We start from the raw sequence: 24444 nt of genomic DNA on the forward strand, positions 1-24444 counted from the left end.
GCGCTGAACCCGAGGCCCGCCCTGGAGAAGCTTCCGGGGCGGGCCTTTTTCATGCCCCCATAGACCCGTTCCGCGGGCTGTCCGTTGAAGCCAGGACCTTCGGACAGGAGAGACCCAGAATGGTGCGGAGCCGGATTCAGCTCGCCGCGATGCTCGCGGTGTGCCTTGTGAGCGGTGTGGCCATGGCGCAGTACACGCGCTCGGCGGGGCAGAACGCGCCCAAGGCCGTGAAGAGTGAGACGTACGTCGACAGCGAAGGCCGGAACCAGCGGCGCGAGGTGGAGGTCAAGGCCGACGCGGATCGCTTCGGCAACGCCGCGGGCAACCAGCACGATCTGGCGGTGGACGGGGCCTTCGACGGGCAGACGGTCGCGGTGCTCCACTTCTATACGGGCTTCGACTTCTCGCTGCCCAAGCAGGCCCTGGCCCAGAAGGGCTTCTCCGTCTACCGCTGGGTGGGCAGGCCCCCCAGCCCGGAGGAGCTCGAGGAGAAGCTGAAGAAGGCCTGCCAGCTCTGGATCATCTCGAGCGACCAACCCTTGCTGACCGAGAAGCACCTGGCCGTCATCAAGCGCTTCTTCGACAGCGGCAAGGGCGTCTACATCTGGGGCGACAACGAGCCGTATTACGCGGACGCCAACGCCGTGGCCCAGAGGCTCTTGGACGCCCGGATGCTCGGCGATATCCCGGGAGACAAGGTGGTGGGGCTCCAGAAGGCGGCGGGCAAGCCGGGGCTGCTGCCCAAGCACCTGCTCACCACGGGGCTCGAGTACATCTACGAGGGCATCACCATCGCCACCATCCAGCCGAACCAGGCACTCACGCCGCTCGTCTACGGCTCGGCGGGCAACCTGGTGACGGCCTTCTATGACCGCGACGGCAAGCGGGCCATCCTCGATGGCGGCTTCACCCGGCTCTACAACAAGTGGGACACGGCTGGTACAGGCCGCTACGTGAAGAACGCGGCGTCGTGGCTGGTCAACTTCGAGCGCTTCGGGAACTCGGTCGTCGCCGAGCAGTTCCGCAAGGAGGGCACGAATCACCCACAGTGATTGACGCGTTTTGTCAATACCTCTTCGGGAAGCGCCAGGACCGGAGACTGGCGCGCACCCGGCCCACGGCCCGTCGCCACGAGAGTGGCCTCGGGCCGTCTGGCTTGCGGGCACCGAGAGTGAATGGGTCCGCACATTCGCGTACAACCCGGTGAGGCGGGTGCCACCCTTCCAGCCGCCCGCCCGGGCAAGGTACAAATGAGGCCATGAAGCTCGGGCTGGGTCGGCGCCGCGATAATCCAGCGGCCAGGCAGCACGAGCAGCGCATGCAGGGTGCTGGCGCGGTTGGCGCTGTCACTGGTTCTTCACCGCGCGAACGCTCAGAAGCAGTACGGGGGTCTCATGGCACGCTCTACGGCAGTCACGATCTTGATGGCCGACGATGACGTCGACGATCGCGATCTCACCCAGGACGCCATGCGGAAGAACGCGCTCCAAAGCGAGCTGCGGTGGGTCGAGGATGGCGAGGAGCTGCTCGACTACCTGAACCACCGGGGCCGCTACAGCGATCCGGTGGACTCGCCGCGTCCGGGCATCATCCTGCTGGACCTGAACATGCCGCGGATGGATGGCCGCGAGGTGCTCAAGGAGATCAAGGCGAATCCGGAGCTACGCCGCATCCCCATCATCGTCCTGAGCACTTCCAGCGCGGACGAGGACGTGCTGAGCAGCTACGAGCTGGGAGCCAACTGCTTCATCACCAAGCCCAACACGTTCGACAAGCTGGTCGATGTCGTCCGCGTCCTCGGCGAGCACTGGCTGGAGACGGCCCGGCTACCCCACGCGAGCGTTCAATGAAGGGCGAGCTCGCCGCATCCTCGCTGCGCATCCTCCTCGTGGAGGATGATCAGGACGACTTCATCCTGGTGCGCGATGCATTGCGGGAGCTGCGCGACGATCGGCTGGTGCTCGAGTGGTTGGAGGATGCCGAGGAGGCGCTGACGGCCATGGCCTCCGGGCAGTACGACGTCTGCCTGTTGGACTACCGGATGGGGGCCTATACGGGGCTGGAGTTGATGGCGTTGGCCCGGCAGCGCGGAGCCCGGCTGCCCATCATTCTTCTCACGGGACAGGCGGACCACGCGATCGACCGGCAGGCGCTGCAGGCGGGAGCGTCGGACTTCCTGGTGAAGTCGCAGATGACGCCGGTGCTGCTGGAGCGGTCCATCCGATACACGGTGCAGCACTCCCGTACCTTGGAGGCGCTGCGGCGCTCGCGGGCGAGCTTCCGCGAACTCATCGAGCAGCTGCCCGACGGCGTGTGCGTGTTCGATGACGGGCGGATCAGCTACGTGAACCCGGCGCTCGTCACGCTGCTGGGATGCTCTTCGCCCGCGGAGCTCCTGGGGCAGGAGGTCCGCGAGCTGGCGGCACGCTTCTTCCACCCGGAGGAGCGCAAGGAGGCGCTGCGTCAGTTGGACGCCTCGACGGATGCGGATGCGCGCGAACCCTTCCGGGAGCTGCGGCTGGTGCGGGCCACGGGAGAGCTCATCCCCGCGGAGCTGGCCCGGTTCCCGGTGGTGTTCGAGGGACAGCCGTGCACCATGTGCATCGCGAGGGACCTGACCGAGCGCAAGCAGATGCAGGCCCAGCTGGTGCTCAGCGATCGCATGGCCTCGCTGGGCATGGTGGCGGGGATGATCGCGCACGACATCAACAACCCGCTGGCCTACGTGCTGGCCAACCTCCACATCCTGGAGTCGGACGTGCTGCCGCGCATTTCGATGACGGTCAGCGAGCGCGACGAGGTGCGCTCCATGCTGTCGGACGCGCAGCTTGGGGCGGCGCGGGCGCGGGAGATCGTCCAGCAGTTCCGCCTCTTCTCGCGAGGGGAGAAGGAGCTGCGGCGCGAGACGCTGGAGGTGCACCAGGCCATCGAATCCGCGCTGCGCCTGGCCAGCAACGAGATCCGCCACCGCGCGCGGCTGGTGAGGGACTACGGCGAGCCCATGCGGGTCATGGCCAACGAGGTGCAGCTCGGCCAGGTGCTGTTGAATCTGCTGGTGAACGCGGCCCAGGCCATCCCGGAGGGCCGGGTGGAGCGCAACGAGATCCGCGTCCTCACGCGGCTGCGGGGCGCGGAGGCGGTGGTCGAGATCCACGACACGGGCGTGGGGATTCCCTCGGACAGGCAGGAGCGGGTGTTCGAGCCGTTCTTCACCACCAAGCCCGCGGGGGTGGGCACGGGGCTGGGGCTGTCGATCTGCCGGAGCATCGTCACTTCGCTCGGAGGCCGGCTGGAGCTGGAGAGTGAGGTAGGGCGGGGCAGTATCTTCCGCATCATCCTGCCGACGGTGGCTCCCGCGAGCATCGCGGTGCTGCCCCCTCCCGTGCAGAGTCTGGCCCACGCCGCGTCACGGCGCGGACGGATCCTCATCGTGGATGACGAGCCCCTCGTCAGCCAGGCGATCCGCCGAGCGCTCCAACGAGAGCACGAGGTGATGGCGCTCACCAGCGCCCGAGAGGCCCACGCGCGGCTCGAGAGCGGTGAGCAGTTCGACCTGATCCTCTGCGACATCATGATGCCGGAGATGAGCGGCATCGATCTGCACGAGGCGCTGGCGCGGGTGTCGCCCGCGCTGGCGGAGCGGATGGTGTTCCTGACGGGGGGAGCCTTCACGCCTCGGGCGCGCGAGTTCCTGAGCAACACCAAGAACCCCTGCGTGGAGAAGCCCTTCCTGCCGAGGGATCTCCAGGAACTGGTGCGATCCCTGCTGTCTGCGGAAGGCTCTGCGCCACCAGCCTGAGAAGAGTGTCGGATCGCTTGAAGTCGAGCCCGATGCCTTGCCAGCGAGTCAACGCTGGCGAGACGGCGTGGAGCATTGCCACTGGGCGCTCGGCGCGGGGCGTGCCAGTTCCACGGATCAGGACATTCACTTCCTGAAGGCAGGCCTCTTATGCGGATGCGAAGATGGCTGGCTCACGCGCTCGCGGGCACGCTGGCGGGCTGCTACGTGGAACCCTCTCCGGACGAGCCTCCGGACTTCCCAGAGGATCCCTCGGAGCCACCGGAACCTCCGGAGCCACCGGATCCGGATGACCCCACAGGGGGGCCGGACTTCCTCGTGGAAGAGGTGACAGCTCCGTTCGTGCTGAGCCCCGCGCAAGGGAGGGTCCAGGCGCGGCTGTGCAATCGGGGACACGTCTCGGGCAGCGCGGAGGTCTCGTTCTTCCTCTCGAAGGACGAGACCCTGGATCCGCTCGATGTCCGGGTCGCCACCAGCTCGCGGATCCGTGTGCTGGAAGACAGCTGCGAGACTGTCACTGGAGAGGTGAGCGCATCCGAAGTCCCCGAGGGGGACTACTTCCTCCTGGCCTTCGCGGATCCGGATGACTCCGCGAGCGAAGCGAACGAGGACAACAATCGCCGCGTGGGCAGCAGCGTTCGTGTGGACTTCACTCCACCCCTGGTGCCGTCGCTCTCGTGGGTGCTGGATGCGAGCTCCCAGCAGTTGCCGAGGCTCCTGATCCAGTCCGAGGTGGGTGCATCCGTTCGCATCTATGGCGGAGGACTCTGCTCTGGCGCCGCGATCGCGGAGTCGAGCGTGGGGGAGAGCTCCTCCTTTGAGCTGCCTATCGATATCTCCCAATGCCCCGAGAGCAGCTATTCGGTTCGGGTGCATGACGCGGCGGGGAATGCCTCGGGGTGCAAGAGCATCCCTGCGCCTGAAGAGGAAGACGAGCCGGGGGACACCACGCCGCCCGGACCGCCTGTGATCTCCGAGGCCGCCTGGCAGAACGGGTTGACCGAGCAGGAACTGCACGTGAAGGGCACGACGGAGCCCGGGGCCGAGGTGAGCGTGTTCGTCGACGCGGAGTGCACGGGCCAGGCGTCCGCCACCGTGTTCGCGAGCACTACCGGAGCCTTCGAAGTGGACCTCACCGTGGCGACCGCGAGCGAGGGTACGGTTCGCAAGGTGTTCGTCGCGGCGCGGGATGCGGCGCACAACGCGTCCGAGTGCGTGGAGGGCCCTTCGTACGAGACGCCATGCTCGTTGGGCTATGGCAATTGCGATGGGAACGCGGCCAATGGATGCGAGGTGAACCTCACGGAGGACGCGAACCACTGTGGTGCCTGCTCCACGAGCTGTCAGGCGCAGGTGAACACCCTGGGAGTCTGTGTGGCGGGCACGTGCGGCACTGCCTGCCCGGTGGGGCAGTACGACTGCGATGGGGACGCGGCCAACGGTTGCGAGTCCTTCACGGCGTGCACTCCGGGCACCTGCACCATCAGTCGCTCGGAGGAGCTGGCCATCACCGCGCTGTCGGTGGTGGAGGATCCGGTGCGCACGGCACCGGGTGGAGCCTGGAGCTTCGGTACGCTGATGCGGGCGTTGGCGGGGGATCAGGATCCCTCCGCGCTGGTGCGCCATTGGCTGGAGACGTGGAGCGCGCCGCAGACGGTCAACGGCCTCACACTGCCTGCGCGCCAGCAGATGCAGTCGAAGGTGCTCGGGCCCTGGGAGGCGAAGAGCGGCGGAGCGAATCAGCCGCTGGACTTCACCCAGGCGCCGTTCCGGCTGCTGGCCATCATCAACCGCGTGGACCTGCGCGACCCCGGAGTCCAGGCCGGGGAGGGGCGGTTCGTCTTCGGCGTGCTGGATGCGGAGGGCAACCCGTTCGCATTCACGGTCATCCTGGAGTACGCGCTGCCGGGCGGGAGCCCGGAGGCCCTCCAGCGCTGGGCGAAGGACTGGCACGAGCTGGGTCAGTTGGGGCAGAGCCACTCGAGCTACAACGTGAAGCTGCAGGCGCTGACGGACCGCTTCACGAAGACAGGAGTGATGACGGGCCGGCCTCTGGGCAGTGCGTTGAACCAGCTCCGGACCAACGAGGCTGACCTGGCCGACCCGTGGGAGATGCGGGAGTTTCACCTGACGAATGCGGGACTGCAGCCCGTGACGGTGAAGCAGACACCGGAGTTCGCGTTCGAGAACTCGGACATTCTGGGCGACTTCATCCAATCGAACGAGGCAGCCATCCTGGCCGAGCAGTATGTGATTCCGGAGCGCATCAACGGCGTGCCGTTCCTGGGGGCTTCGTCCGTGGTGCCGGAGAAGTTCTTCTGGCGAGCACCAGGAGTCAGCACGGAGGCTCGTCACAAGTTCTCGCTGCACACGTGCAGTGGGTGCCACGCGGGGGAGACAGCCACGGACTTCACGCACGTTTCGCCTCGGAGGGCGGGGCGTGTGGCCACGCTGTCAGTGTTCATGCGAGGAGGCACGGTGAAGGATCCGTGGACGCAGGAGCCGAGGACCTTCGATGACCTGGGGCGCCGCGCGGAGGATCTGTCCGCGCTGGTGTGCGGCACCTCGACACAAGGGTTGGTTCCTTCGAACCTGCCTCGGGTGCGCGTGCACTGAGGCTCGGTGACGGTTACACCTGGGTCTTCACGACATCTTTGAGGCCGCTGGTGGCCTTCTCGACGACCTTGCTCGTCAGATCCAACTCCATCGTGTACTTGTACATGGAGGCCTGCAGCGACAGCAGCTCGCTGTTCGAGAGCTGCTGCCCCGACACTCCCGCGCCGATCAGCTGGTCCAACCGCAACTGTCCCTGCTCCAGCTCGCTCACCACGTGGGACACCATGTTCAACACGGGCCTCTCCGTCTTCGCCACGCCCTCCACCGTGTGCACCGGCTCCGGCCCCTGGACGGACTCCGTCTGGCGCGCGGCGTCAGGGCCGCTCGCGGCCTGCGCCTTGTCCGCGAGCACCGCGTCAAACTTCGACTCGCCCGGCTTGCTCCCCTGCGGCACGGTTTGATCCGGCGGCTTCGGCTGCACGAGCTGCGCTGCGGCAATTCCTGTCATCGGACCCGTCATGGCTCTGGCTCCTGTCATGTGTTGGCGGATCCGCAGTATCCCCGCAGCGGCTGACACCCTCGGGCGCTACACTGGCGGCATGCTGCAGGCCCTCGCGCTGCTGACCTCCTCCCTCCTGGCCCAGGCTCCCTCCACTCCCACCCCTCCGGTGGAGGTGAAGCTGCCGTTCGTCACCACCCTCCACGTCGAGAACGACATCCTCGCCAAGAGCGATCGCTTCTATTCGAACGGCATCCGCATCGAGCACTATGGTGAGTACGACCGATGCCGGCAGCTCGCGCAGGCGCTCCGACTCCCCGACAACCTGCAACACCGCTACCTCTGTGGTGGCTTGCTGGCGCAGAACATGTACACGCCCAGCCACATCGTCCCGCGCTCCAATGAGGAGATCTTTCCTGATCCGAATGACCGCCCCTATGGCGGATGGCTCCATGGAGGCATTCTCTTCCAGCACCTCTATGCAGCAGAGACGCCCATTCACTCCTCCCGGCTCACGCTCCAGGCCACCGTGGGTGTCACGGGTCCCCCCTCAGGGGCCGCGCAGACCCAGCGCGGATGGCACTCGGCGCTGAACCACATCTTCGGCCGCACCGTGGCGAGGCTCCCCGTCGGCTGGGAGCATCAGTTGCCCACCGAGCCTGCCTTCCACCTCTCCGCACTCCGTGAGCAGCCCTTGCTGTGGAGCCCCTATGTGGATGCCACCTGGTCCGCGGGCGGGATGCTGGGCACCGTCTTCGTCAACGCAAGCGCCGGTGCCACGGTTCGCGTCGGGTTGCTCGCCCGGCCGTTCGGGCTCGCGCCCATCATGGCCTCCGTCTTCCAGACCCTGGAGGCGCGGGAGCGCGTCTGGGAGGCGTACTTCTTTGCTCGGGGACAGGGACGGCTGGTGGCGCGCAACCTGTTCCTCGATGGCACGCTCTTTCGCCAGAGCGTCAGCGTGCGCAAGACGCCCTTCGTGGGCGACAGTGAATTCGGCGCTGCCTTTCGTACTGGTGGATTTCAGCTCGACCTGAGCATGGTGTTCCGCTCACAGGAGATGGCCGAGCCTCCCAACCCCCGGCTCTCCGGCCACCGCTTCACCCAGCTCCAGCTCTCCTTCCTCCATTGAGCACTCCTGTCATCAGGAGTGCGTGAGCTGGAGCGAGAGTGATGCGTCCGTCGGCCGATGGCTCCAGGTGAGGAAGGACTCGCGGAACTCTTCCACCGTTCGCATCAGTGGACTCCCCGGCTTTGATGAGAGGGCCTCGCTCGCTGCCGAGCCTCTCGTGGAGAGCCCGATGATGAACGGTCCCTCGGGCTGCGTGTTCGGGAGGGGCCTCGCGAAGAGCCGGCGGTCTCCCTCCAGGCGGTAAACCAGGGCCGTGAGGTGACCCAGCACCCAGCCCGCTGCCTTCTCTCGCGCCTCGGGCGAGGAGGCCTCGACGGACACCACCAGCCGCGTCGGCGCCTCTCGCGCGAAGTCCGTGGGTTCGAACACAGCCTCCCAGGCCGCAGTCGTTCCCTCGGCTCGCGCGCGCTGGATGCGCTCGCGTGCTCGGGCGAATTCCTCCCGGATCACCTGGAGCGTCGAGCGCGACACGTTGCGCGCCGTGTTGCGCGGAGGCAGCGCCGGAGCCACCACCGGCATCTGGTCTCGCTTACCGTTGGCGCTATAGCGCGCGGTCTCGGAGGTCACCGTCACCGATTGGGGCCACGGCCATGCCGCGAAGGTCTCGAAGAAGTACGCCAGCAGGCGCTCGTCCGTGCTCGCTGCTTCCCGAGGTGCTCGCATGCTCGCCCATGCCGCCATGATCGACCACGAGAGCCCGCCCAGGTAGCCCAGCGCATGCGAGTACACCCCGCGCGCCTTGGCCCAGGCTCGCACGGCGCGCAGCACGGCTCGGAAACGATCCGCTCCCGCGCCTTCTCGCCCTACGGCTTCGAGCAAGGCATTCGTGTCCGCCCAGCCGTTCAGCGAGCGGAAGCCGGCGAGCTCCAGTTGCTCACCGTGATGCGCCAGCAGCTCCGCGGGCGGGCTCGGGTCCACGCCCTCGGGGCAGCTCGCGTACGACACGTCGAAGTGCACGCCTCTGAGTGACAGCTTCACCAGGGGAATGGCAGCGTCGGCTACGAAGCGCCCACTCGCCGTGCTGTCGTCCTGGCTCAGCGCCTGGAGGAGGGTGCTAGCGAAGTCCTCTCGAGACAGCCTCGAAGGGCCTACCACCACACCGTCCACGTCGCTGCTCGCGCTCCCCGTACCCAGCAGATACGAGCCATACGGGTAGAGCCGCAGCCCCAGTCGCTCGCAAAGCGCTCCGAGCTGTGTCACCGCCGCCGTGCGCTTCTGGTGCGCTTCGTCGGACTCCCACTCACCGCGCGAAACCAGCACCTGCCGCAGCAGGCCCGTCTTCTCCTGGGAGGGACCCGTCCCCTCCGTCGGACCTGTCCGTATTGCCGGTTGCACCGCCCCGGTCCCTGGCGCTGAAGGTGGAGGGCTCGCTCCCGAACCGGGCCGTTTACCTCCGCCGAGCTGCACGCGGCGCCGCACCTCGAAGGGTTCTTCTCCGCGCCGGCTGATGAGACATATCTCGCGCGCCTCGAAGGTGAAGGGCTTCCAGTCCCGCTCCCACGCGGAGAGCGTCCGCCGGATCTCCGCAGGGCTCGAGCGCGGGAGCTGGCCGACGCTCAGGTGCGGTGTGAACCCGTTTTCCGACTTGCGGCCCTGCTCGTCACATTGCGGCAGTGCCGCTTGCAGTGCCGCCTGCAATGACTTCAGCGCTCCATGCGGCCGGTCCTCCGGGCGCAGCCATGCCGTCATGCTGCCTCGGTGCTCGAAGTGGCTGAAGCCCGACAGCGTCACCTGGAAGGGCTCGAGGTTCCGCACGGCCTCCTCGAGGAGCGTCTCGGCCTCGGCGAAGTGCTCCTCCGGCACGAACGGATAGAGCAGCGTCACGTGCGGCATCCAACGCTCATACGTTCGGTCATGCTTCGAGCGCAGGGTCTCGATGGGACCCCACAGCTCCTCCGGAGGAATGAGCACTACCGCGGCCTGATGCACCGGGGGCGCCGAGAGCACTCGCGGCGGGCTCTGCACGAGCTTCAGTGCCGGAGCCTCCCGCACCGCAGCGCCCCTCCGCAGCGTGCAGCTCAGCCCGAAGTGGTCCGATACATAGAGCGGATCGCCCCCGGGTGACGGCCGGCCCGAGAGCGGTTCCTCTCCAAAGAGGCTCACCTTCTCGGGCGCGAGCCGCCCCGAGGCCGACCTCACCAGCACGCGATCGAAGCGCTGGCTCAATCCGTAGGTCGTCGTGAGCGCGGCCATCGCGTTGCTCGCCGGATCGTATGTGTATCCCGCTTCCCCAGGCCGCAGCGTCTTCCAGGCATCGACGAAGCCCGCCTCTTCGAAAGGCTGGGCCTCGGGCGTGTTGTCGCCGAAGTTGAAGTCTCCCGCTACCACGAGGTCCACAGGCTCGGATCCTCGGGCCTCGAGCCCTCGCGCCCAGTCGACTAGAGTCTGGATCTGCGCGGCTCGCGCCGACCCCCCATGGGGATCCCGATTGCTCGTGAGGTGCAGCGTGGCCACCCACACCGAGCCTCCGCGCAGCGCAAGCTCTCCCGCGATGATGCGCTTGTCCCGGCTGAAGACAGACTGGCTCATCGAGGCGAAGGGGAAGCGCGACAGCAGCACCTGCCCGTACGGTGTAACGGTGGTGGCGGCAGGGCCCTCCGAGAGGAAGAAATGCTCGCGTACCCACGGGGTTGAGAGCAGCTCTTGGAGGAAGGGCTCCGTCACCTCCTGCAACGCGACGATGTCCGCGTCCACGAAGCGCAGCAGCGAGATGGCCGCCAGCGTGCGCCTCCGGGTGTCGAGCAGCTCCGGCTCGTACAAGTCGAACAGGACATTGAAGGTGGCGAGCGTCAGCTCCGCCGGAGCAGGGAGCGACTCGGGACTGCCGACGGTCAGTGATGCTTCGACCCAGGACGCCGTCTTCGCGTCGAAGCGATAGGAGGGGATCGGAGTGAAGGGGTGCTTCCCGGCGTGATGCGTCCGGGCTTGTTGCTGCGGGTGTGGCTGCGCGGGAACTGGCGCCTCGGATTCCTCCGTGGCCGGTGCCTTGGGAACCAGGCTGTCCAGCACGTCGAGGCGTTTGCGCCGATCCCACACCACCTCGGTGCCTCGGCGGAAATACCAGACGCGATGCCACGGGATCTCTCCGTCAGGGACGAAGGCCTCGAAGGGCATCTCCTCCATCTCTTCGGAGTGCGCGTCGTAGCCGATGACGAACTCGCGCGCGTCCAGTCGGGGATCCCAGCGGATGCGATGGTAGAGCTCGCGGCTGGTCGTGAAGCGATCCTGAGACATGATGCAGACCCTCTCGAAACGGGGGACTCGGAGGGCCCTCGCTGCGGGGCCGGCACTCGCCGAGCGTACGCGGGGAGCAGCCCCGCGCGCGCACCCGACGGCCCCTTTGTCAGCAGGCTGACCGCCTCCGCCAGGCAGGAGTTTCCCTCTCACCTTCGTCGCCAGCTCCGCTCAAGCGCTACACCTCGGACAGAGATCTCCGAACCCATTGCGCGATTTCGAGGTGCGCGCATGTAGAAATGCGAGCTGTCCTCTTTTTCTTGGAATTCGAAAAAGAATGATGGCTCACAATTGTCTTGGTTTGCGCATTGGGGAGCAGACCGGAAACGCCCAAGACAAGGAGACGCGACATGCCTTCGAGACGCGGCATTCCTGGAGTGACTCGCCTGGCCCGAGGGAAGTGGCTGGCGGCGCTGGTGGCTCTGGCAGTCGGTGGCGGATGCGACAAGCCCGGTGAGGAGGCGGCGGGCGGCGGAGGCGAGGTCCACGGTTCGGGCAGTCTCGCGGACAACTGCGAGGTGGTGCCTCCCTTCACTCCGAACTTCGAGCCGGAGCTGCAGTGGGCGTGGACGGGCAGCGAGGTACTGCCCGAGTTCAACCAGGTGATGATGACGCCGGCTGTTGTGGACGTGAACCAGGACGGCATCCCCGACATCATCTTCAGCTCCTTCCGGGATGCTCCGGGAGACGAGCTGGATTGGAAGGAGGGCGTGCTGCGCGCCATCAGCGGCGATGACGGGCACGACCTGTGGACCGTCACGGATCCGGCCTATCGCATCAAGGGCGCGGCCAGCATCACGGTGGGAGATATCGACAACGACGGGAAGGTGGAGATCTGCGGCATCCCGTACAACGGGCGCGGCATCATCTGCTACGAGAACGACGGCGCCTTCAAGTTCCGGACGGCGGAGGACGCGCTCGACTACAACGAGTGGGGTGGCCCGTCGCTGGCGGATCTGGATGGCGATGGGACGGTGGAGATCCTCGACGGCAACCGCGTGTACAGCAACACGGGGGAGCTGAAGTGGGTGGGCTCGGACGGGATGGGCGGAGCGCAGTACACCGGCCCGGTCTCGTTCGCGGCGGACATCGACGGTGACGGCAAGCAGGAGGTCATCAACGGCCGCTCGGTGTATCGGTTTGACGGCAGCCTCAAGTGCGCCGCGACGACCCTCGACTCGGGCCTGTCGGCGGTGGGCAACTTCGATGCGGATCCCCAGGGCGAGATCGTCGTGTCAGGGTTTGGCAAGGTGAGCCTGCTGGATGACGACTGCACGGTGCTGTGGAGCAAGGACATCCCTGGGGGCTGCATCAACGGTTGCGGCGGTGCGCCCACCATCGCGGATCTCGATCACGACGACCATGCCGAGATCGCCGTGGTGGGGGAGAACTCCATCAGCGTCTTCGAGGCGGATGGCGCCCTGAAGTGGACGAGCACCGTTCAGGACTGGAGCTCTGGCAAGTCCGGCAGCTCGGCGTTCGACTTTGAGGACGATGGGCAGCTGGAGCTCGTCTACACGGATGAGGTGTCGCTGCGCATCTATGACGGAGCCACCGGCGCGGTGCGCTTCGAGACTCGGCACAGCACGGGCACCACCCACGAGAACCCCGTCATCGCGGATGTGGATGGAGACCTCGCCGCGGACATCGTGGTGGCGGCCAATGATCTGGCCTACCCGCCGTACCACGGCATCCGCGTGTACCACGACCGGCTGGAGGGCTGGGCTCGCACCCGGGGCGTGTGGAATCAGCACGCCTACTCCATCACCAACGTCAACAACGACGGCTCCATCCCCGCCCACCCGGTGAGCCACTGGCTGAAGCCGAAGCTCAATACGTTCCACTCCAACGTGGCCAACTACTTTGGCGATGGCCCGAGCCCCTTCGCCGCTCCGGACCTCGCCGTCACTCAGGCGGCGGGCGCGTGCGATGGCGCCGTGCTGTCAATCGGTGCGAACGTGGTCAATCAGGGCGGTACTCCGGTGGCGGCAGGGCTGAAGGTCGCCTTCTATCTGGGCAACCCCGCTTCGGGCGGCTCGCTGCTGGGCGTGACGACGGTTACCGGGCCCATCGCGGCGGGCGAGAGCACGTTCGTCTCGCTGCTCGTGTCGCGGCTGGCGGCGGATGCCGAGATCTTCATCGTCGCGGACGACGATGGCACCGGCGCGGGACGAGACCTCGAGTGCATCGAGAGCAACAACAGCGGCACCGCGGTCACCGTGGGGTGTGGCAGTGCGCCGGACGGTGGCACGGGAGGTGATGGCGGCTCCGGCGATGGTGGCACTGGCAACCCGGATGGAGGCACGGGAGGTGATGGCGGCTCCGGTGATGGTGGCACTGGCAACCCGGATGGAGGCACGGGCGGCGATGGTGGCACAGGCAACCCGGATGGAGGCACGGGCGGCGATGGCGGCACGGATGGAGGTAGCGGCGGTGGCTCCGATGGCGGTTGCGACCATGGTGGCGGCGGTGGCGGCCACGATGGGGATTGCGGTCATGATCACGACCATGATGGGGACTGCGATCACGACCACGACCATGACGGCGATGGAGACTGCGACCACGATCATGACCATGACGATGACTGCGGTCATGACCACGACCATGATGGGCACTGCGACCACAACCACGACCACGATGGTGATGGGGACTGCGACCACGACCATGATCACGACGGAAACTGCGGTCACGACCATGACCACCATGGCGGCTGCGGTCACGACCACAACCACGATGGGCACTGCGACCACGGTGGCCACCATGGCGGCTGCAACCACGGCGGCGGAGGTGGCAATGGCGGTGGAGGGGGCGGCAACGGTGGTGGCGGTAACGGTGGCGGCGGGGGTGGAGGCGGAGGGGGCGGCTGCAACGGCGGCCATTGAGGCGATGGCCATCACGCCTCGCGTTGAAGGCTGACCCGGGGTGAGGAGGTCCTGATGTGCACGAGGGCTCGGGGCCAAGCATCGGCTCCGGGCCCTTCGTTTTGGATGCCGCTGTGCCTATCGGCGGCAGCCCGCTCTGCAACTGAGTCGCAGTGGGGTAGAGGCTCCTCGCCTCGGGAAAGGGGCCGGCAATCTTCTCGTCGGCCCCTTGGCTCTCCCGAGGTGTTAGCTTCCCCTCATGCCTCGCTGGTTCAACACTGCCGGCCCCTGCTCTCCGGACCGTCACTACATGCTGCCGGCCCTGAGGCGGCTGCCCGAAGTCCTCCCGCTCCTGGAGCAGCAGGCCTACTTCGTCCTTCATGCTCCTCGGCAGGTGGGCAAGACGACAGCGTTGCGAGCTCTTGCCGAGCAGCTCACCGCCGGAGGCCGTTATGCCGCGCTCCACTTCTCCTGTGAGGAGGGCGAGGTGGCAGGCGACGACTACGGCGCGGCCCAGCGCGCCATCCTCCGGGAGATGGGCCGGAGGGCCGAGCTGGCTCTTCCCGCGGAGCTGCGGCCACCCCCTCCGACGCTCGAGGGGGATGAGGGCCTGCTGCAAGGCTTCCTCACCGCATGGGCGCGCTCATGCCCGCGTCCGCTGGTGCTCTTCTTCGACGAGATCGACGCCCTGCGCGGTCAGAGCCTCTTGAGCGTGCTGCGCCAGCTGCGCTCGGGGTTTCCTGATCGTCCCTCGGCTTTCCCTTCTTCCGTCATCCTCTGCGGCCTGCGGGACGTGCGCGATTACCGGGTGGCTTCGGGCGGCGGCTCCACGCTGGGGACCTCCAGCCCCTTCAACATCAAGGTCGAGTCCCTGACCTTGCGCAACTTCACCCACGACGAGGTCGCCGAGCTCTACTCCCAGCACACCGCCGACACGGGTCAGGTCTTCCTCCCCGAGGCCGTGGACCGGGCCTTCTATTGGACGCAGGGCCAGCCTTGGCTGGTCAATGCCCTGGCCCGGCAGATGGTCGAGACCCTGGTGCCCGAGAGGAGCCAGCCCCTCACCGCCGCTCACGTGGATGCCGCCAAGGAGCTCCTCGTGCGCCGCCAGGACACGCACTTGGACAGCCTGGGTGAGCGGCTGCGCGAGACACGGGTGCGCCGCATCCTCGAGCCCATGCTCGCAGGCCTCACCCTCGGCGGTGTGCCCGAAGATGATCTGCGCTTCATCCAGGATCTGGGTCTGGTTCGCATGGCCGAGACCGGAGGGCTGGAGATCGCCAATCCGTTGTATCGGGAGATCATCCCCCGGGTGCTCGCGAACACGGCCGTGGCCTCCCTTCCTCGGCTCCCCGCCACCTGGCTGACGGCTGATGGGAGGCTAGACACCGAGCGGCTCATGGAGGCCTTCCTCTCCTTTTGGAGGCAGCACGGCCAGCCGTTGTTGAGCACCGCGCCCTATCACGAGATCGCACCGCACCTGGTGCTGATGGCCTTCCTGCACCGCGTGGCCAATGGTGGCGGAACACTTGAACGCGAATACGCCATTGGCACCGGCCGCATGGATCTCTGTCTGCGCCATGGTCCCGACACCCTGGCTCTGGAACTGAAGGTGTGGCGAGACGGCGAGAAGGATCCCCTGGCGGAAGGCCTCGCGCAGTTGGATGGATACCTCTCGGGGCTGGGGCTGGAGAGTGGTTGGCTGGTCATCTTCGATCGGCGAGCAGGGCAGCCCCCGCTCTTCGAGAGGACTCGTGCAACCCCCGCGACGACGCCCGGAGGACGCCGGGTCTCCGTCCTGCGAGCTTAGGAGGTAGCGGAAGGTGCAGCTCAAGGATGGAGAGGCGCTGCCGGAGGGGGCTCGGGTCCGCCTGGGAACCACTCGCTTCCGGCCCGGTCTGGGCACGCTCGCTCCCGTCTTCTCTCCAGACGGTGAGCGCATCCTCATCGAGGACCGAGAGAGCACCTCGAAGCTCCACATCCTGGAGGCTCGCACCGGCCGGCTCCTGGAGACGCTGCGCCCCCTCACCCGGGAGCTCGGCTCAGTGCTCGCCCTCTGCTGGACGGCCGAGGGCATCCGCGTCGCCTGCTCCCTCTTTGGTGGCCGGCCCGCCATCCTCGAGTACGCCCACGATCGGGTGCTGCAGTTGGAATTCCAGGACGCCCCCTGGGCTGAACCCGGCGCCTTCTCCGCCAACGGCGAACGCGTGGCCATGGTGGATTCCCAGGGCGCCATTCGCGTGTGGAACACCGCCAACGGCCACCTCGTCGCCCGCGCCCGGCCCCTGTCTGGCAAGGCCGCGGGACCTGAGGTCTACAAGGCCGTGGCCATGTCCTCCGATGGTCAGCGCGTCGCCTGGAGCATCGGGGACTCGCGCATCCACCTCTATGATGTCGTCTCCCGCCAGCTCCGCCCGCCGCTGCTCGGTCATACCGAGGCCGTCGCCGAGCTCGCCTTCTCCCCGGATGGCACTCGCCTGGTCTCGGCCGCGCTCGCGGGCGAGACGCGCATCCACATCTGGGATGTGGAGAGCGGCAAACCCATCCTGAAGCTGCCGGCCCTCGCACCCTCCCGGCCCGTGCTCAATGGCTGGCCGTATCCCGCCTTCACCTTCATCGGGCCGGGCGCGCGCCTCGCCTGGCTCGATGGCGATGCGCTGCGCACCCAGGACCTCGTCACCGGTGCCAGCACCTCGCTCCACGTGGGCACGGTGAACTCCTTCTCCGCGCTGCAGGCGCCTCCCGATGGTTCGTACCTCGTCGCCCGGGAGAACCACGCGCTTCGCTCCTGGAGCCTCGACACCGGACAGCCTGATCCGGCGCGCGACAGCCACTCGCTGCCCGTGGCCACCGTGGCCGTGTCTCCCGACGGCACCATCGCCGCCACGTCCGATGACTCCAGCTCCGTGCGCGTCTGGGACCTGGCCTGGGGACAGAGCCTTGGGCTCCTCGAGCTGAACGCTTCCCATGGGTGCATCCGCTTCTCCCCGGATGGCAGTTGGCTCGCGGTGCCCACCTCGAAAGGTCACCTCCACTTGTGGTCCTGCGGCGAAGGCCGCGTGCTCCACGACTTCCCCGTGTACGAGTCCAACTTCGGCGGGCTCACCTTCTCCCCCGACAGCCTGTGGCTGGCCACGTGCCCCGAAGAGGGCGGCGATATCACCCTGTCCGCCCTGCCCACCGGCAAGCGACGCCGCGTCCTCGCCACCGGCTCCGAGCGCCTCACCTCGCTGGAGTTCTCGCCCGATGGCCTGTGGCTGGCCGCCAGCGGCATGGATGGGATCGTCTTCTTCTTCCGAACCTCCGAGGACCGCCTCTCGTACAAGGCCCAGGCGCCGGACTCCTCCGTGCACCGCCTGCGCTTCTTCCCGGACGGGCAGCGCCTGCTCTCCTCGGGCTTCCTGGACTCGGACTATCCGGATGACGGGCCCGGCCAGCCCATGCTGCAGATCTGGAACGTGGAGACAGGCCAGCTCCTCGCCTCGCGCCGCGCTCGCACGCACCTGCTGGAACTTTCTCCGGACGGACGCCTGCTGCTCTTCGTCCCCTGGCGCAACCCGGCCCTCTGCGCGGAGGACGCCATGACGGGCGAGGAGCCTCGCACCTTGTTGCTCGTGCCCGAGCTCCAGTGCCACGACTTCTCCTCCAGCCGTGACATCTGGGTGACGGGACACCGGGACTGCACGGCGCTCGTCTGGAACCTGAGCCGATTCGCGCTCGATCGCCGCCCCGAGTGAGGGCAGGGCTGGCTGGAAGCACTCCGAGCCGTTACGCTGCGGGCCAGGAGGCGCGACATGAGTCATGGCCACAGGTCTCGCGGTCCGGTGGGCCGTATCTCCGGCCTGCCTCGCGTCGAGAGCGCGGACGTCATCGCCCGCGTCCGCTCCACCGAACGCGTCTCCGGTGCTACCGCCGTGGATGCGCGAATGCCGCAGCAGCGCTCATTTGCAGAAGCACTGGAGCGCAACAGCCGGGGCCTGGTCCGCTCCGAGCCACTGCCCCTGCCCGAACCCCAGCGTCGTCCGCTCCCACCTCCTGTACGCCTCCGAGAGGACGCGTCGCTCGAAGCGCCCGAGCGACTCCCTGAGTCCTTCCTGGGCCTGCTGTGGTGGAAGGTGAAGGGGCGTCTTTAGATCGGACAGGAGCTGATCATTGCGGGGTGACTGCGACCCACGGTGAAGGCCTAAAGGTTCGGTGGGCCTTTCTGCCACCGAGCCCTGTCGGGTAGAAAACGAGGGCCCGTGCTGGTGACCGCCGCGCGGGTCTTTCTCCCACTCGAGGACTGAATGGCTTCTTCGTCCCTCTTGCCGCGCTCGTGGCTCTCGCTCGTCGTCATCGCACTGGGGGTTTTCGGCTGTAGCTGCGGGGGTGAGCCGACTCCTCCCACGTTCGTCGCGGACAAGAAGCTGGCCTTTGGCTCGGGCAGTCTCCAAGCCACGGCCGGCTCTCCTGTAGGCCCAGTGCTGGAGGTGATCGTCCAGGATACGTCCGGCAACAAGGTTGCTGGCGATACCAGCCCGATCACGCTGGCGCTGGACAAGGCCCCAGCCTCGGCGCAGCTCGAGGGCACGCTGACGGTCAATGCCGTGGATGGTGTGGCGCGCTTCACCAATGTCGTCATCAAGAAGGCCGGTACGGGCTATGTGCTGAGGGCCACCTCCGGCGAGCTCCCGGCGGCCACCAGCTCCGCCTTCGAAGTCGTCCCGGCGGCGGCCTCCAAGCTCACCTTCACCCAGCAGCCTGGCAACCACTCGCTGAGCACGACGCTCGGTCCCGTGAAGGTGGCGATCTCCGATGCCTTCGACAACACCGTTGCCGCGACTTCGCCCTCCACCGCCGTGGAGCTCAGCCCTGACAGCACGGCGCTGCTGGGCACGAAGACGGTGGCTCCCGTGGCCGGTGAGGCCACCTTCTCGGACCTGAAGGTCTCCAAGGAGGGCACGGGCTTCACCCTGATCGCCTCGGCGGCTGGGCTCACCTCCGCCACCAGCGAGGCGTTCGACATCCAGGACGATGTGGCTCCGTCGAAGCCCGTGCTCACCCAGGGCGACACCACGACCACGAGCATCGTCGTGCAGTGGACCGCCGTTGGCGATGACGGGAACTCCGGCACCGCCGCCAGCCAGGAACTGCGCTACTCCACCTCCAACATCACTTCGGACGCGGAGTTCGCCGCCGCCACGCTGGTGACGACGGGTGCGCCCAAGGCCGCGGGCGCCGCGGAGTCGGCGACCCTCACGGGACTCAGCCCGAGCTCCAACTACTATGTGGCCCTGAAGGTGACGGACAACTCGGGCAACTCGGTGCGCTCCGTCACGCTGCCCGTGTCCACCACCAACCCCATCGTCGCCCAGCTTGCCTTCGTCACCCAGCCTCAGGATGCCATCGCGGGCGAGACGCTGGCCCCCGTGAAGGTGGCCCTCCTGGATGCCTCGGGCAACACCGTCACCTCGGCGACTTCGGCCGTCGGCCTCAGCGTGGTCAACGGTTCGCCGCTCACCGCGGTGAATGCGGTGGCGGGCATCGCGACCTTCTCCGCCTTGAGCATCAACACGGCCGGTGTGGACTACAGGCTCGAGGCCTCCTCCGGCTCGCTGCCCACGAAGCAGAGCGATACGTTCGACATCCGCCCGGCCGCCGCGGCCACCATCGCGCTGGAGGGCGTGTCCACCCCGACGACGGCGGGCGTCACCGGCACCGTGCAGGTCACCGTGCGTGACGCCTTCGACAACGTGGCCACCGGCTACACGGGCACGGTGCACTTCACCTCCTCGGATCCGCAGGCGCTGCTGCCCATGGACACGACGTTCTCTCCCGTGGAGGCAGGCACGGCCACCTTCCCCGTGGAACTGCGCACCGCCGGCCAGCAGAACGTCACCGTGTCCGGCTCGGGCATCGCTGAACCCGACACCCTCGCTTGGGGCCCGATCGAGGCCGCTGCCCCGGATCACCTCGTGTTCTCCGTGCAGCCCTCGAATGGCTCGGTTCGTGCTCCGCTCGCCGAGGTGGCCGTGCTCCTCAAGGACGCCTTCGAGAACGACACTCTCGCCTCGGATCCCGCCGTCACGCTCGGGCTCTCGGATGGCAACGTCCTGGCCACGCTCAGTGGCACGCAGAACATGAATCCGTCCAGCGGCGTGGCGGTCTTCTCGGATCTCTCCATCGATGAGGAGGGCACCGGCTTCCACCTGATCGCGATCGCGTCGGGGCTCACGGAGGCCACCAGCGCGCCCTTCACCATCACAGACTCCCTGCCTCCGGCCCAGGCCGTCATCAGCGCGTCCGCGCTCTCGGGCAGCAGCGCCCGGGTCTCCTGGACGGCCGTGGGCGATGACGACGACCTGGGCACGGCGGCCAGCTATGACTTGCGCTACGCCTCCACCCCCATCACCACCGAGACCGAGTTCGCCGCCGCCACGCGCTTCACCATCCCCGCGCCCCAGCCGCCGGGGAACGCCGAGTCGGCCACCGTCACGGGCCTGAACCTGGCCTTCGACGTCTACTTCGCGCTCAAGGTGAGCGACGCGGCGGGCAACTCCAGCCTCTCCAACAGCCCGAAGGTGGCCGGAGACCCCTGTACGGGCGTGACGTGCACGCCGCCCGCTGGCACGTGCTCGGCCAACGGCAGGTCCGCCGTCACCTACACCTCCGCGTGCGTCGTCTCGAGTGGAGTGGGCGTGTGCCAGGACACTCCGACGAACACGACGTGCCAGTCGTATGAGACGTGCAGCGCCGGGGCCTGCGTGCCGGTGACGGCCGCCAGCCAGAGGGGCCGCATCATCCTCAGCGAGTTCAGCTCGCTGGGCGCCGAGTTCATCGAGCTGCGCAACACCACGGGCGCGGACTTCGACGTGCACGGCTTCACCCTGCGCAACGCCGCGGGCCAGGAGGTGGACATCCGCGCCATCACCGACCCGAACGGCACGGCCGGCACGCCCGTGACGGTGCCCGCCAACGGCGTGCTCTACGGCATCCCCAACCCGTCCGGAGCCATCCCCGTGGGCACCGGCTTCGTCTACGGCGCGCCCGGCACCTCGTTCGCCCTGGCGGACGCGGGGGATGCGCTGGCGCTCTATGCCCCCTCCGGAGGGGCGCTGGAGGACGCGGTGGACTTCCGCGCCTTCCACACCAACCCGAACACCCCGATGACGGCGAGCGACTTCGTCGGCTTCGCGGGCAGCTCCACCCAGTTGGATGACACCGTCCTCACGGCTGCGGACAACGACACCGCGACCAACTGGTGCGTGAGCTTCTATGGGCACAACGTGAGGGGCTCGCGCATCACCCACACCATGGGTGCGCTCAACGGGAGCTGCAAGGTGGCCGTCATCAACGAGGTGCTCGCCGATCCTCCCGGTGGAGACGATGGCCTGGGCTTCATGGAGATCGCCGGCCCGGGTGGCTCCGTCATCGGCGGCGCGACGATCACCGACATCGAGGGCAAGGGCACCGGCGCGGGCACGGCCAATCCGTTCGGCAGCTTTACCCTGCCTGCGGGAGTGCGCATCCCCGCTGATGGCATCCTGCTCATCGCCGACCTGTACAACAGCGGGCTCACGGGCATTCCCACCTACATTCCGGGAGTGGATGTCGGCAATAAAGCCTTGGACTTCGAGAACCTGGGTGGAGACGCGTACCAGCTCATCTCCGCCACGGGGCAGTTGCTGGATGCGCTGGGCCACGATGTGACTGGGGCCAACCTGGATGTCGCCGTGGCCACGAGCAACGGCCTGGCCATCTATGAGACTGGCACGGCGCTCTATCCGGAGTCGGGTACCGTGGCGCCATCCCTGGCGCGCAGCCCGTCGAGCGCGGACACCAACAACAACCGCAACGACTTCCAGGGCGATCCCTCTCCGACACCGGGCCTGCCGAACGACGCGGTGAACCTCACCGTGGCGAGCATGTTGCCCGATGATGGCCCGGCCACCGCGGGGGCGAATGTCACCCTCACCGGTACGGACTTCGCCACCGGCATGACGGCGAGGTTCGGGAACAACGGGGCGTTGCTCTGCGTCCTGCAAAGCTCCACCCAGGCCACGTGCCCCACCGTCGCCAATGCCGGTGCCGTCGTGAGCAAGGTGGACGTGACGCTCACGAACCCGGCGCCCATCAAGGTGCCCAACGCGGTGGTGGTGGGCGGCTTCACCTACACCGGCACGGAGAACGAGACCAACAACCCCAACGAGGCGGACTACTGCAACCTCCAGTTCCCCTCTACCTTCACCGTGACGAAGAGCACGCAGACGCCGCTCATCTACGGGCAGCTCTACGAGGCGGGAATCACGGAGCCCGCGGGGGCTCCCTTCGGCTGGCTCGCCGAGGTGGGGTACGGCGCGGCCGGCTCGAACCCGACAAGCAGCAACACGTGGCGCTTCTTCCCCGCGAGCTACAACGTCCAGGCGAGCAACAACGACGAGTTCATGGGCTCGTTCATGGCGCCCAGCGTGACGGTGCTCACCAACTACGCGTACACCTACCGCTTCAGCGCCGACAACGGGCTGCGGTGGACGTACTGCGACCTGAACGGCGCGGGCTCCAACTCAAGCCCCACAGACCTGGTCTTCGAGTCGAGCCAGCTCGGAGTAATGACCGTCACGCCGTAGCGGGGAGTGAGGCCCGGGAGCCCGGCCGGTGTGCCTGGGCTCCCGGAGCGCCTCGGGGCAGGGGACAGGAGGCCTCGAGCCTCCGCCGCCTCCGCCTACTGGTCGTCACACGGGGTGCCCAGACGGGCCCCCGAGTACACGCCCAGCTCGTTGTAGATCATCGGCAGGTTCTCGGTGAGCGGCACCACGCGCAGCTCCACCTTCTTCTTGGCGCCCTCAATCCACGTGGGCGCCACGTCCTTGTCCACCACCAGCCGCAGGTCCCCCTTCTTCGTCGAGAAGATCTCTCCCTCCGAGTCGGAGACGATGTCCTTCATCTCCTGGAGCTTGAGGGCGCCCTTGGGGCCCACGTGCACGCGGAAGTGCTTCTCGTCCCCCGGGGCGAAGCCGCGCTCCACCAGGTAGTACTTGCCGGTGGTGTCTCGCAGCAGCGCGTACGGGACGAACTTCTGCGGGTTGGGCTCGTACTTCGCCGCCTTGAGCAGCTTCACCGCCTCGTCCGGCTCCACGGGCTTGAAGGACGCGGTGCGCTCGCCGCACCGCACGTCGCACGTCTGCTTCTCCTTGTCGTATTCCACGGACGAGAACACCCGGTAGTCCGTGCCCCGGAAGTTGGAGTTGGCCGTCTTGTTGAAGAAGCGCGGCTCCAGGAAGGACGTGCCGCTGATGCCGAACGGCGGCGGGGCCACCTGGACGAACGCCTTCCCATCTCCGTAGAACAACTGCGAGCCCGTCTTCTCCTCGGGCGCAATCACCACGTAGTGCCCCTTGCTGTCGGCACACACGGTGGTTTTCTCCAGGGCGATCTGCTCTCCCAAAGTCTCCCCCTTGCCCCAGGGAGGCTCCACCCCCCACGAGGTGCCCGAGAGGAGGGCGACGGACGCGGCAATCAGACGTCGAGCTTGCATGAGCGGGACTCCGGCTAGAGGTTCTTCTCGAAGAACTGCGTGGCGTACTCTTCCTGGTTCGGAGCGTCCTGCTGGGTGATGAAGTTCACCGTGCCGGACTTCACGTCCAGCTTCAGCTCCGAGCCGAACTGGCACGCGTACGTCTTCACCTTGGCCTGGATGATCTTCTTGCCCACCTTGTACTCGCACAGCTTGCGCAGCGACTCGAGCGGGCCGCCGCAGAACGAGGCGATGCTGTAGCGCTTGATGATGTCGTCGGTGACGCTCTTCCAGTCGATGGTGGCCTTCACCTGGGTGCCGCAGGCGTCGTTCATGGACTTCACCACCTCGGTGAAGCCCTGGAGCTGCTGGGACTCGCGCTCCGGACGGTTGTAGGCGGACAGCTTCGTCAGCGTGCCGTCCTTCTTGAGCTTCTCGTACTGCGAGTAGACGTCGTCCGCCTTGAGCGCCAGGGTGCGCTTGTCGTCGTAGGACACGCGGATGCCATCGCGGCGGTTGGGCACCCACAAGTCATAGCTCTTGGTGCCGCGAGACTCGCGCACCTGCACGACGTAGAAGTCCTCGCCCTTGTACTGGGTGATGTAGTTGAGGCGCGGGCCCTGCTCACTGACGATCGCGGGCAGCGGCTTGCCATCGAAGTCGGTGTCGGTGCCCTGCACGTAGATGAGGGCCTGTTTGTCGCCCTTGGGGCTCTTGTCGTTGAGCGGGATGACGGCGACGGACTCGCCCTCCGAGCCCACGTACACCTTGCCGGAGCCTACCGGCGCTCCCGCCGCCGCCAGCGTGCCGCACAGCACGCTCACGGTCATGACCGTTGCCAGGGTGTTTCTCATATGTGTCCCCCTCCCTTTG

Annotated in this window: 14 protein-coding genes; 10 read left to right on the forward strand and 4 right to left on the reverse strand. The window is 67.3% G+C overall.

Features of this window, described 5'->3' with window-relative positions; genetic code table 11:
- The first annotated feature begins 119 nt into the window (after nt 1-119).
- From KY501_RS49560 to KY501_RS49575, 4 genes are all read left to right on the forward strand, one after another.
- The gene (locus tag KY501_RS49560) at nt 120-1052 is read left to right on the forward strand and encodes a hypothetical protein (RefSeq protein ID WP_224372499.1); all 933 of its coding nucleotides are present in this window, start codon (nt 120-122) and stop codon (nt 1050-1052) included.
- A 342-nt stretch (nt 1053-1394) separates the two neighbouring features.
- Nucleotides 1395-1850, forward strand: coding sequence for a response regulator (locus tag KY501_RS49565; protein ID WP_224372500.1), 456 nt, complete (start codon nt 1395-1397; stop codon nt 1848-1850).
- Nucleotides 1847-3799, forward strand: a complete 1953-nt coding sequence (locus tag KY501_RS49570) for a hybrid sensor histidine kinase/response regulator (RefSeq protein WP_224372501.1) — start codon at nt 1847-1849, stop codon at nt 3797-3799. The genes KY501_RS49565 and KY501_RS49570 overlap by 4 nt, the downstream gene beginning before the upstream one ends.
- Nucleotides 3800-3949: 150 nt before the next feature.
- Nucleotides 3950-6415 carry a hypothetical protein gene (locus tag KY501_RS49575; protein ID WP_224372502.1) on the forward strand — a complete coding sequence of 822 codons (2466 nt, stop codon included), beginning with the start codon at nt 3950-3952 and terminating at the stop codon, nt 6413-6415.
- 13 nt (nt 6416-6428) lie between these two features.
- On the opposite strand, the gene KY501_RS49580 is transcribed toward KY501_RS49575, so the two are convergent.
- On the reverse strand, nt 6429-6875 hold the full coding sequence (locus KY501_RS49580; protein WP_224372504.1) for an EscF/YscF/HrpA family type III secretion system needle major subunit: 447 nt from the start codon (nt 6873-6875) through the stop codon (nt 6429-6431).
- On the opposite strand from KY501_RS49580, the gene KY501_RS49585 reads away from it, so the two are divergent.
- Complete coding sequence (locus KY501_RS49585; RefSeq protein ID WP_224372505.1) at nt 6874-7983, forward strand: lipid A deacylase LpxR family protein; 1110 nt, start codon at nt 6874-6876, stop codon at nt 7981-7983. The genes KY501_RS49580 and KY501_RS49585 overlap by 2 nt on opposite strands.
- 12 nt (nt 7984-7995) lie before the next feature.
- On the opposite strand, the gene KY501_RS49590 is transcribed toward KY501_RS49585, so the two are convergent.
- Nucleotides 7996-11217, reverse strand: a complete 3222-nt coding sequence (locus KY501_RS49590; protein WP_224372507.1) for a poly(A) polymerase — start codon at nt 11215-11217, stop codon at nt 7996-7998.
- A 350-nt stretch (nt 11218-11567) separates the two neighbouring features.
- On the opposite strand from KY501_RS49590, the gene KY501_RS49595 reads away from it, so the two are divergent.
- The 5 genes from KY501_RS49595 (at nt 11568) to KY501_RS49615 (ending at nt 22684) form a co-directional block, all read left to right on the forward strand.
- The gene (locus KY501_RS49595; RefSeq protein WP_224372509.1) at nt 11568-14099 is read left to right on the forward strand and encodes an FG-GAP repeat domain-containing protein; all 2532 of its coding nucleotides are present in this window, start codon (nt 11568-11570) and stop codon (nt 14097-14099) included.
- A 238-nt stretch (nt 14100-14337) separates the two neighbouring features.
- Entirely contained in the window at nt 14338-15888 is a 1551-nt protein-coding gene (locus tag KY501_RS49600) for an ATP-binding protein (RefSeq protein WP_224372511.1), read from the forward strand.
- A gap of 13 nt (nt 15889-15901) precedes the next feature.
- Nucleotides 15902-17815, forward strand: a complete 1914-nt coding sequence (locus tag KY501_RS49605) for a WD40 repeat domain-containing protein (protein WP_224372512.1) — start codon at nt 15902-15904, stop codon at nt 17813-17815.
- A gap of 57 nt (nt 17816-17872) precedes the next feature.
- Nucleotides 17873-18211 carry a hypothetical protein gene (locus KY501_RS49610; RefSeq protein ID WP_224372514.1) on the forward strand — a complete coding sequence of 113 codons (339 nt, stop codon included), beginning with the start codon at nt 17873-17875 and terminating at the stop codon, nt 18209-18211.
- Nucleotides 18212-18364: 153 nt separating this feature from the next.
- Nucleotides 18365-22684, forward strand: a complete 4320-nt coding sequence (locus tag KY501_RS49615) for an IPT/TIG domain-containing protein (protein ID WP_224372515.1) — start codon at nt 18365-18367, stop codon at nt 22682-22684.
- A gap of 95 nt (nt 22685-22779) precedes the next feature.
- On the opposite strand, the gene KY501_RS49620 is transcribed toward KY501_RS49615, so the two are convergent.
- On the reverse strand, nt 22780-23592 hold the full coding sequence (locus KY501_RS49620) for a hypothetical protein (protein ID WP_224372517.1): 813 nt from the start codon (nt 23590-23592) through the stop codon (nt 22780-22782).
- 14 nt (nt 23593-23606) lie between these two features.
- Complete coding sequence (locus KY501_RS49625) at nt 23607-24425, reverse strand: hypothetical protein (protein ID WP_224372519.1); 819 nt, start codon at nt 24423-24425, stop codon at nt 23607-23609.
- Nucleotides 24426-24444 lie beyond the last annotated feature (19 nt).

This window comes from Hyalangium versicolor (genome assembly GCF_020103695.1).
In the GTDB taxonomy this organism is placed as follows: Bacteria; Myxococcota; Myxococcia; order Myxococcales; family Myxococcaceae; genus Hyalangium; species Hyalangium versicolor.

Excerpts from the sequence above, each read along its gene's own strand:
- KY501_RS49560 (WP_224372499.1), top strand. The coding sequence starts at position 120 with ATGGTGCGGAGCCGGATTCAGCTCGCCGCGATGCTCGCGGTGTGCCTT.
- KY501_RS49595 (WP_224372509.1), top strand. The coding sequence starts at position 11,568 with ATGCCTTCGAGACGCGGCATTCCTGGAGTGACTCGCCTGGCCCGAGGG.
- KY501_RS49585 (WP_224372505.1), top strand. The coding sequence starts at position 6,874 with ATGGCTCTGGCTCCTGTCATGTGTTGGCGGATCCGCAGTATCCCCGCA.
- KY501_RS49570 (WP_224372501.1), top strand. The coding sequence starts at position 1,847 with ATGAAGGGCGAGCTCGCCGCATCCTCGCTGCGCATCCTCCTCGTGGAG.
- KY501_RS49620 (WP_224372517.1), bottom strand. The coding sequence starts at position 23,592 with ATGCAAGCTCGACGTCTGATTGCCGCGTCCGTCGCCCTCCTCTCGGGC.
- KY501_RS49590 (WP_224372507.1), bottom strand. The coding sequence starts at position 11,217 with ATGTCTCAGGATCGCTTCACGACCAGCCGCGAGCTCTACCATCGCATC.
- KY501_RS49625 (WP_224372519.1), bottom strand. The coding sequence starts at position 24,425 with ATGAGAAACACCCTGGCAACGGTCATGACCGTGAGCGTGCTGTGCGGC.
- KY501_RS49575 (WP_224372502.1), top strand. The coding sequence starts at position 3,950 with ATGCGGATGCGAAGATGGCTGGCTCACGCGCTCGCGGGCACGCTGGCG.
- KY501_RS49600 (WP_224372511.1), top strand. The coding sequence starts at position 14,338 with ATGCCTCGCTGGTTCAACACTGCCGGCCCCTGCTCTCCGGACCGTCAC.
- KY501_RS49565 (WP_224372500.1), top strand. The coding sequence starts at position 1,395 with ATGGCACGCTCTACGGCAGTCACGATCTTGATGGCCGACGATGACGTC.
- KY501_RS49615 (WP_224372515.1), top strand. The coding sequence starts at position 18,365 with ATGGCTTCTTCGTCCCTCTTGCCGCGCTCGTGGCTCTCGCTCGTCGTC.
- KY501_RS49610 (WP_224372514.1), top strand. The coding sequence starts at position 17,873 with ATGAGTCATGGCCACAGGTCTCGCGGTCCGGTGGGCCGTATCTCCGGC.
- KY501_RS49580 (WP_224372504.1), bottom strand. The coding sequence starts at position 6,875 with ATGACGGGTCCGATGACAGGAATTGCCGCAGCGCAGCTCGTGCAGCCG.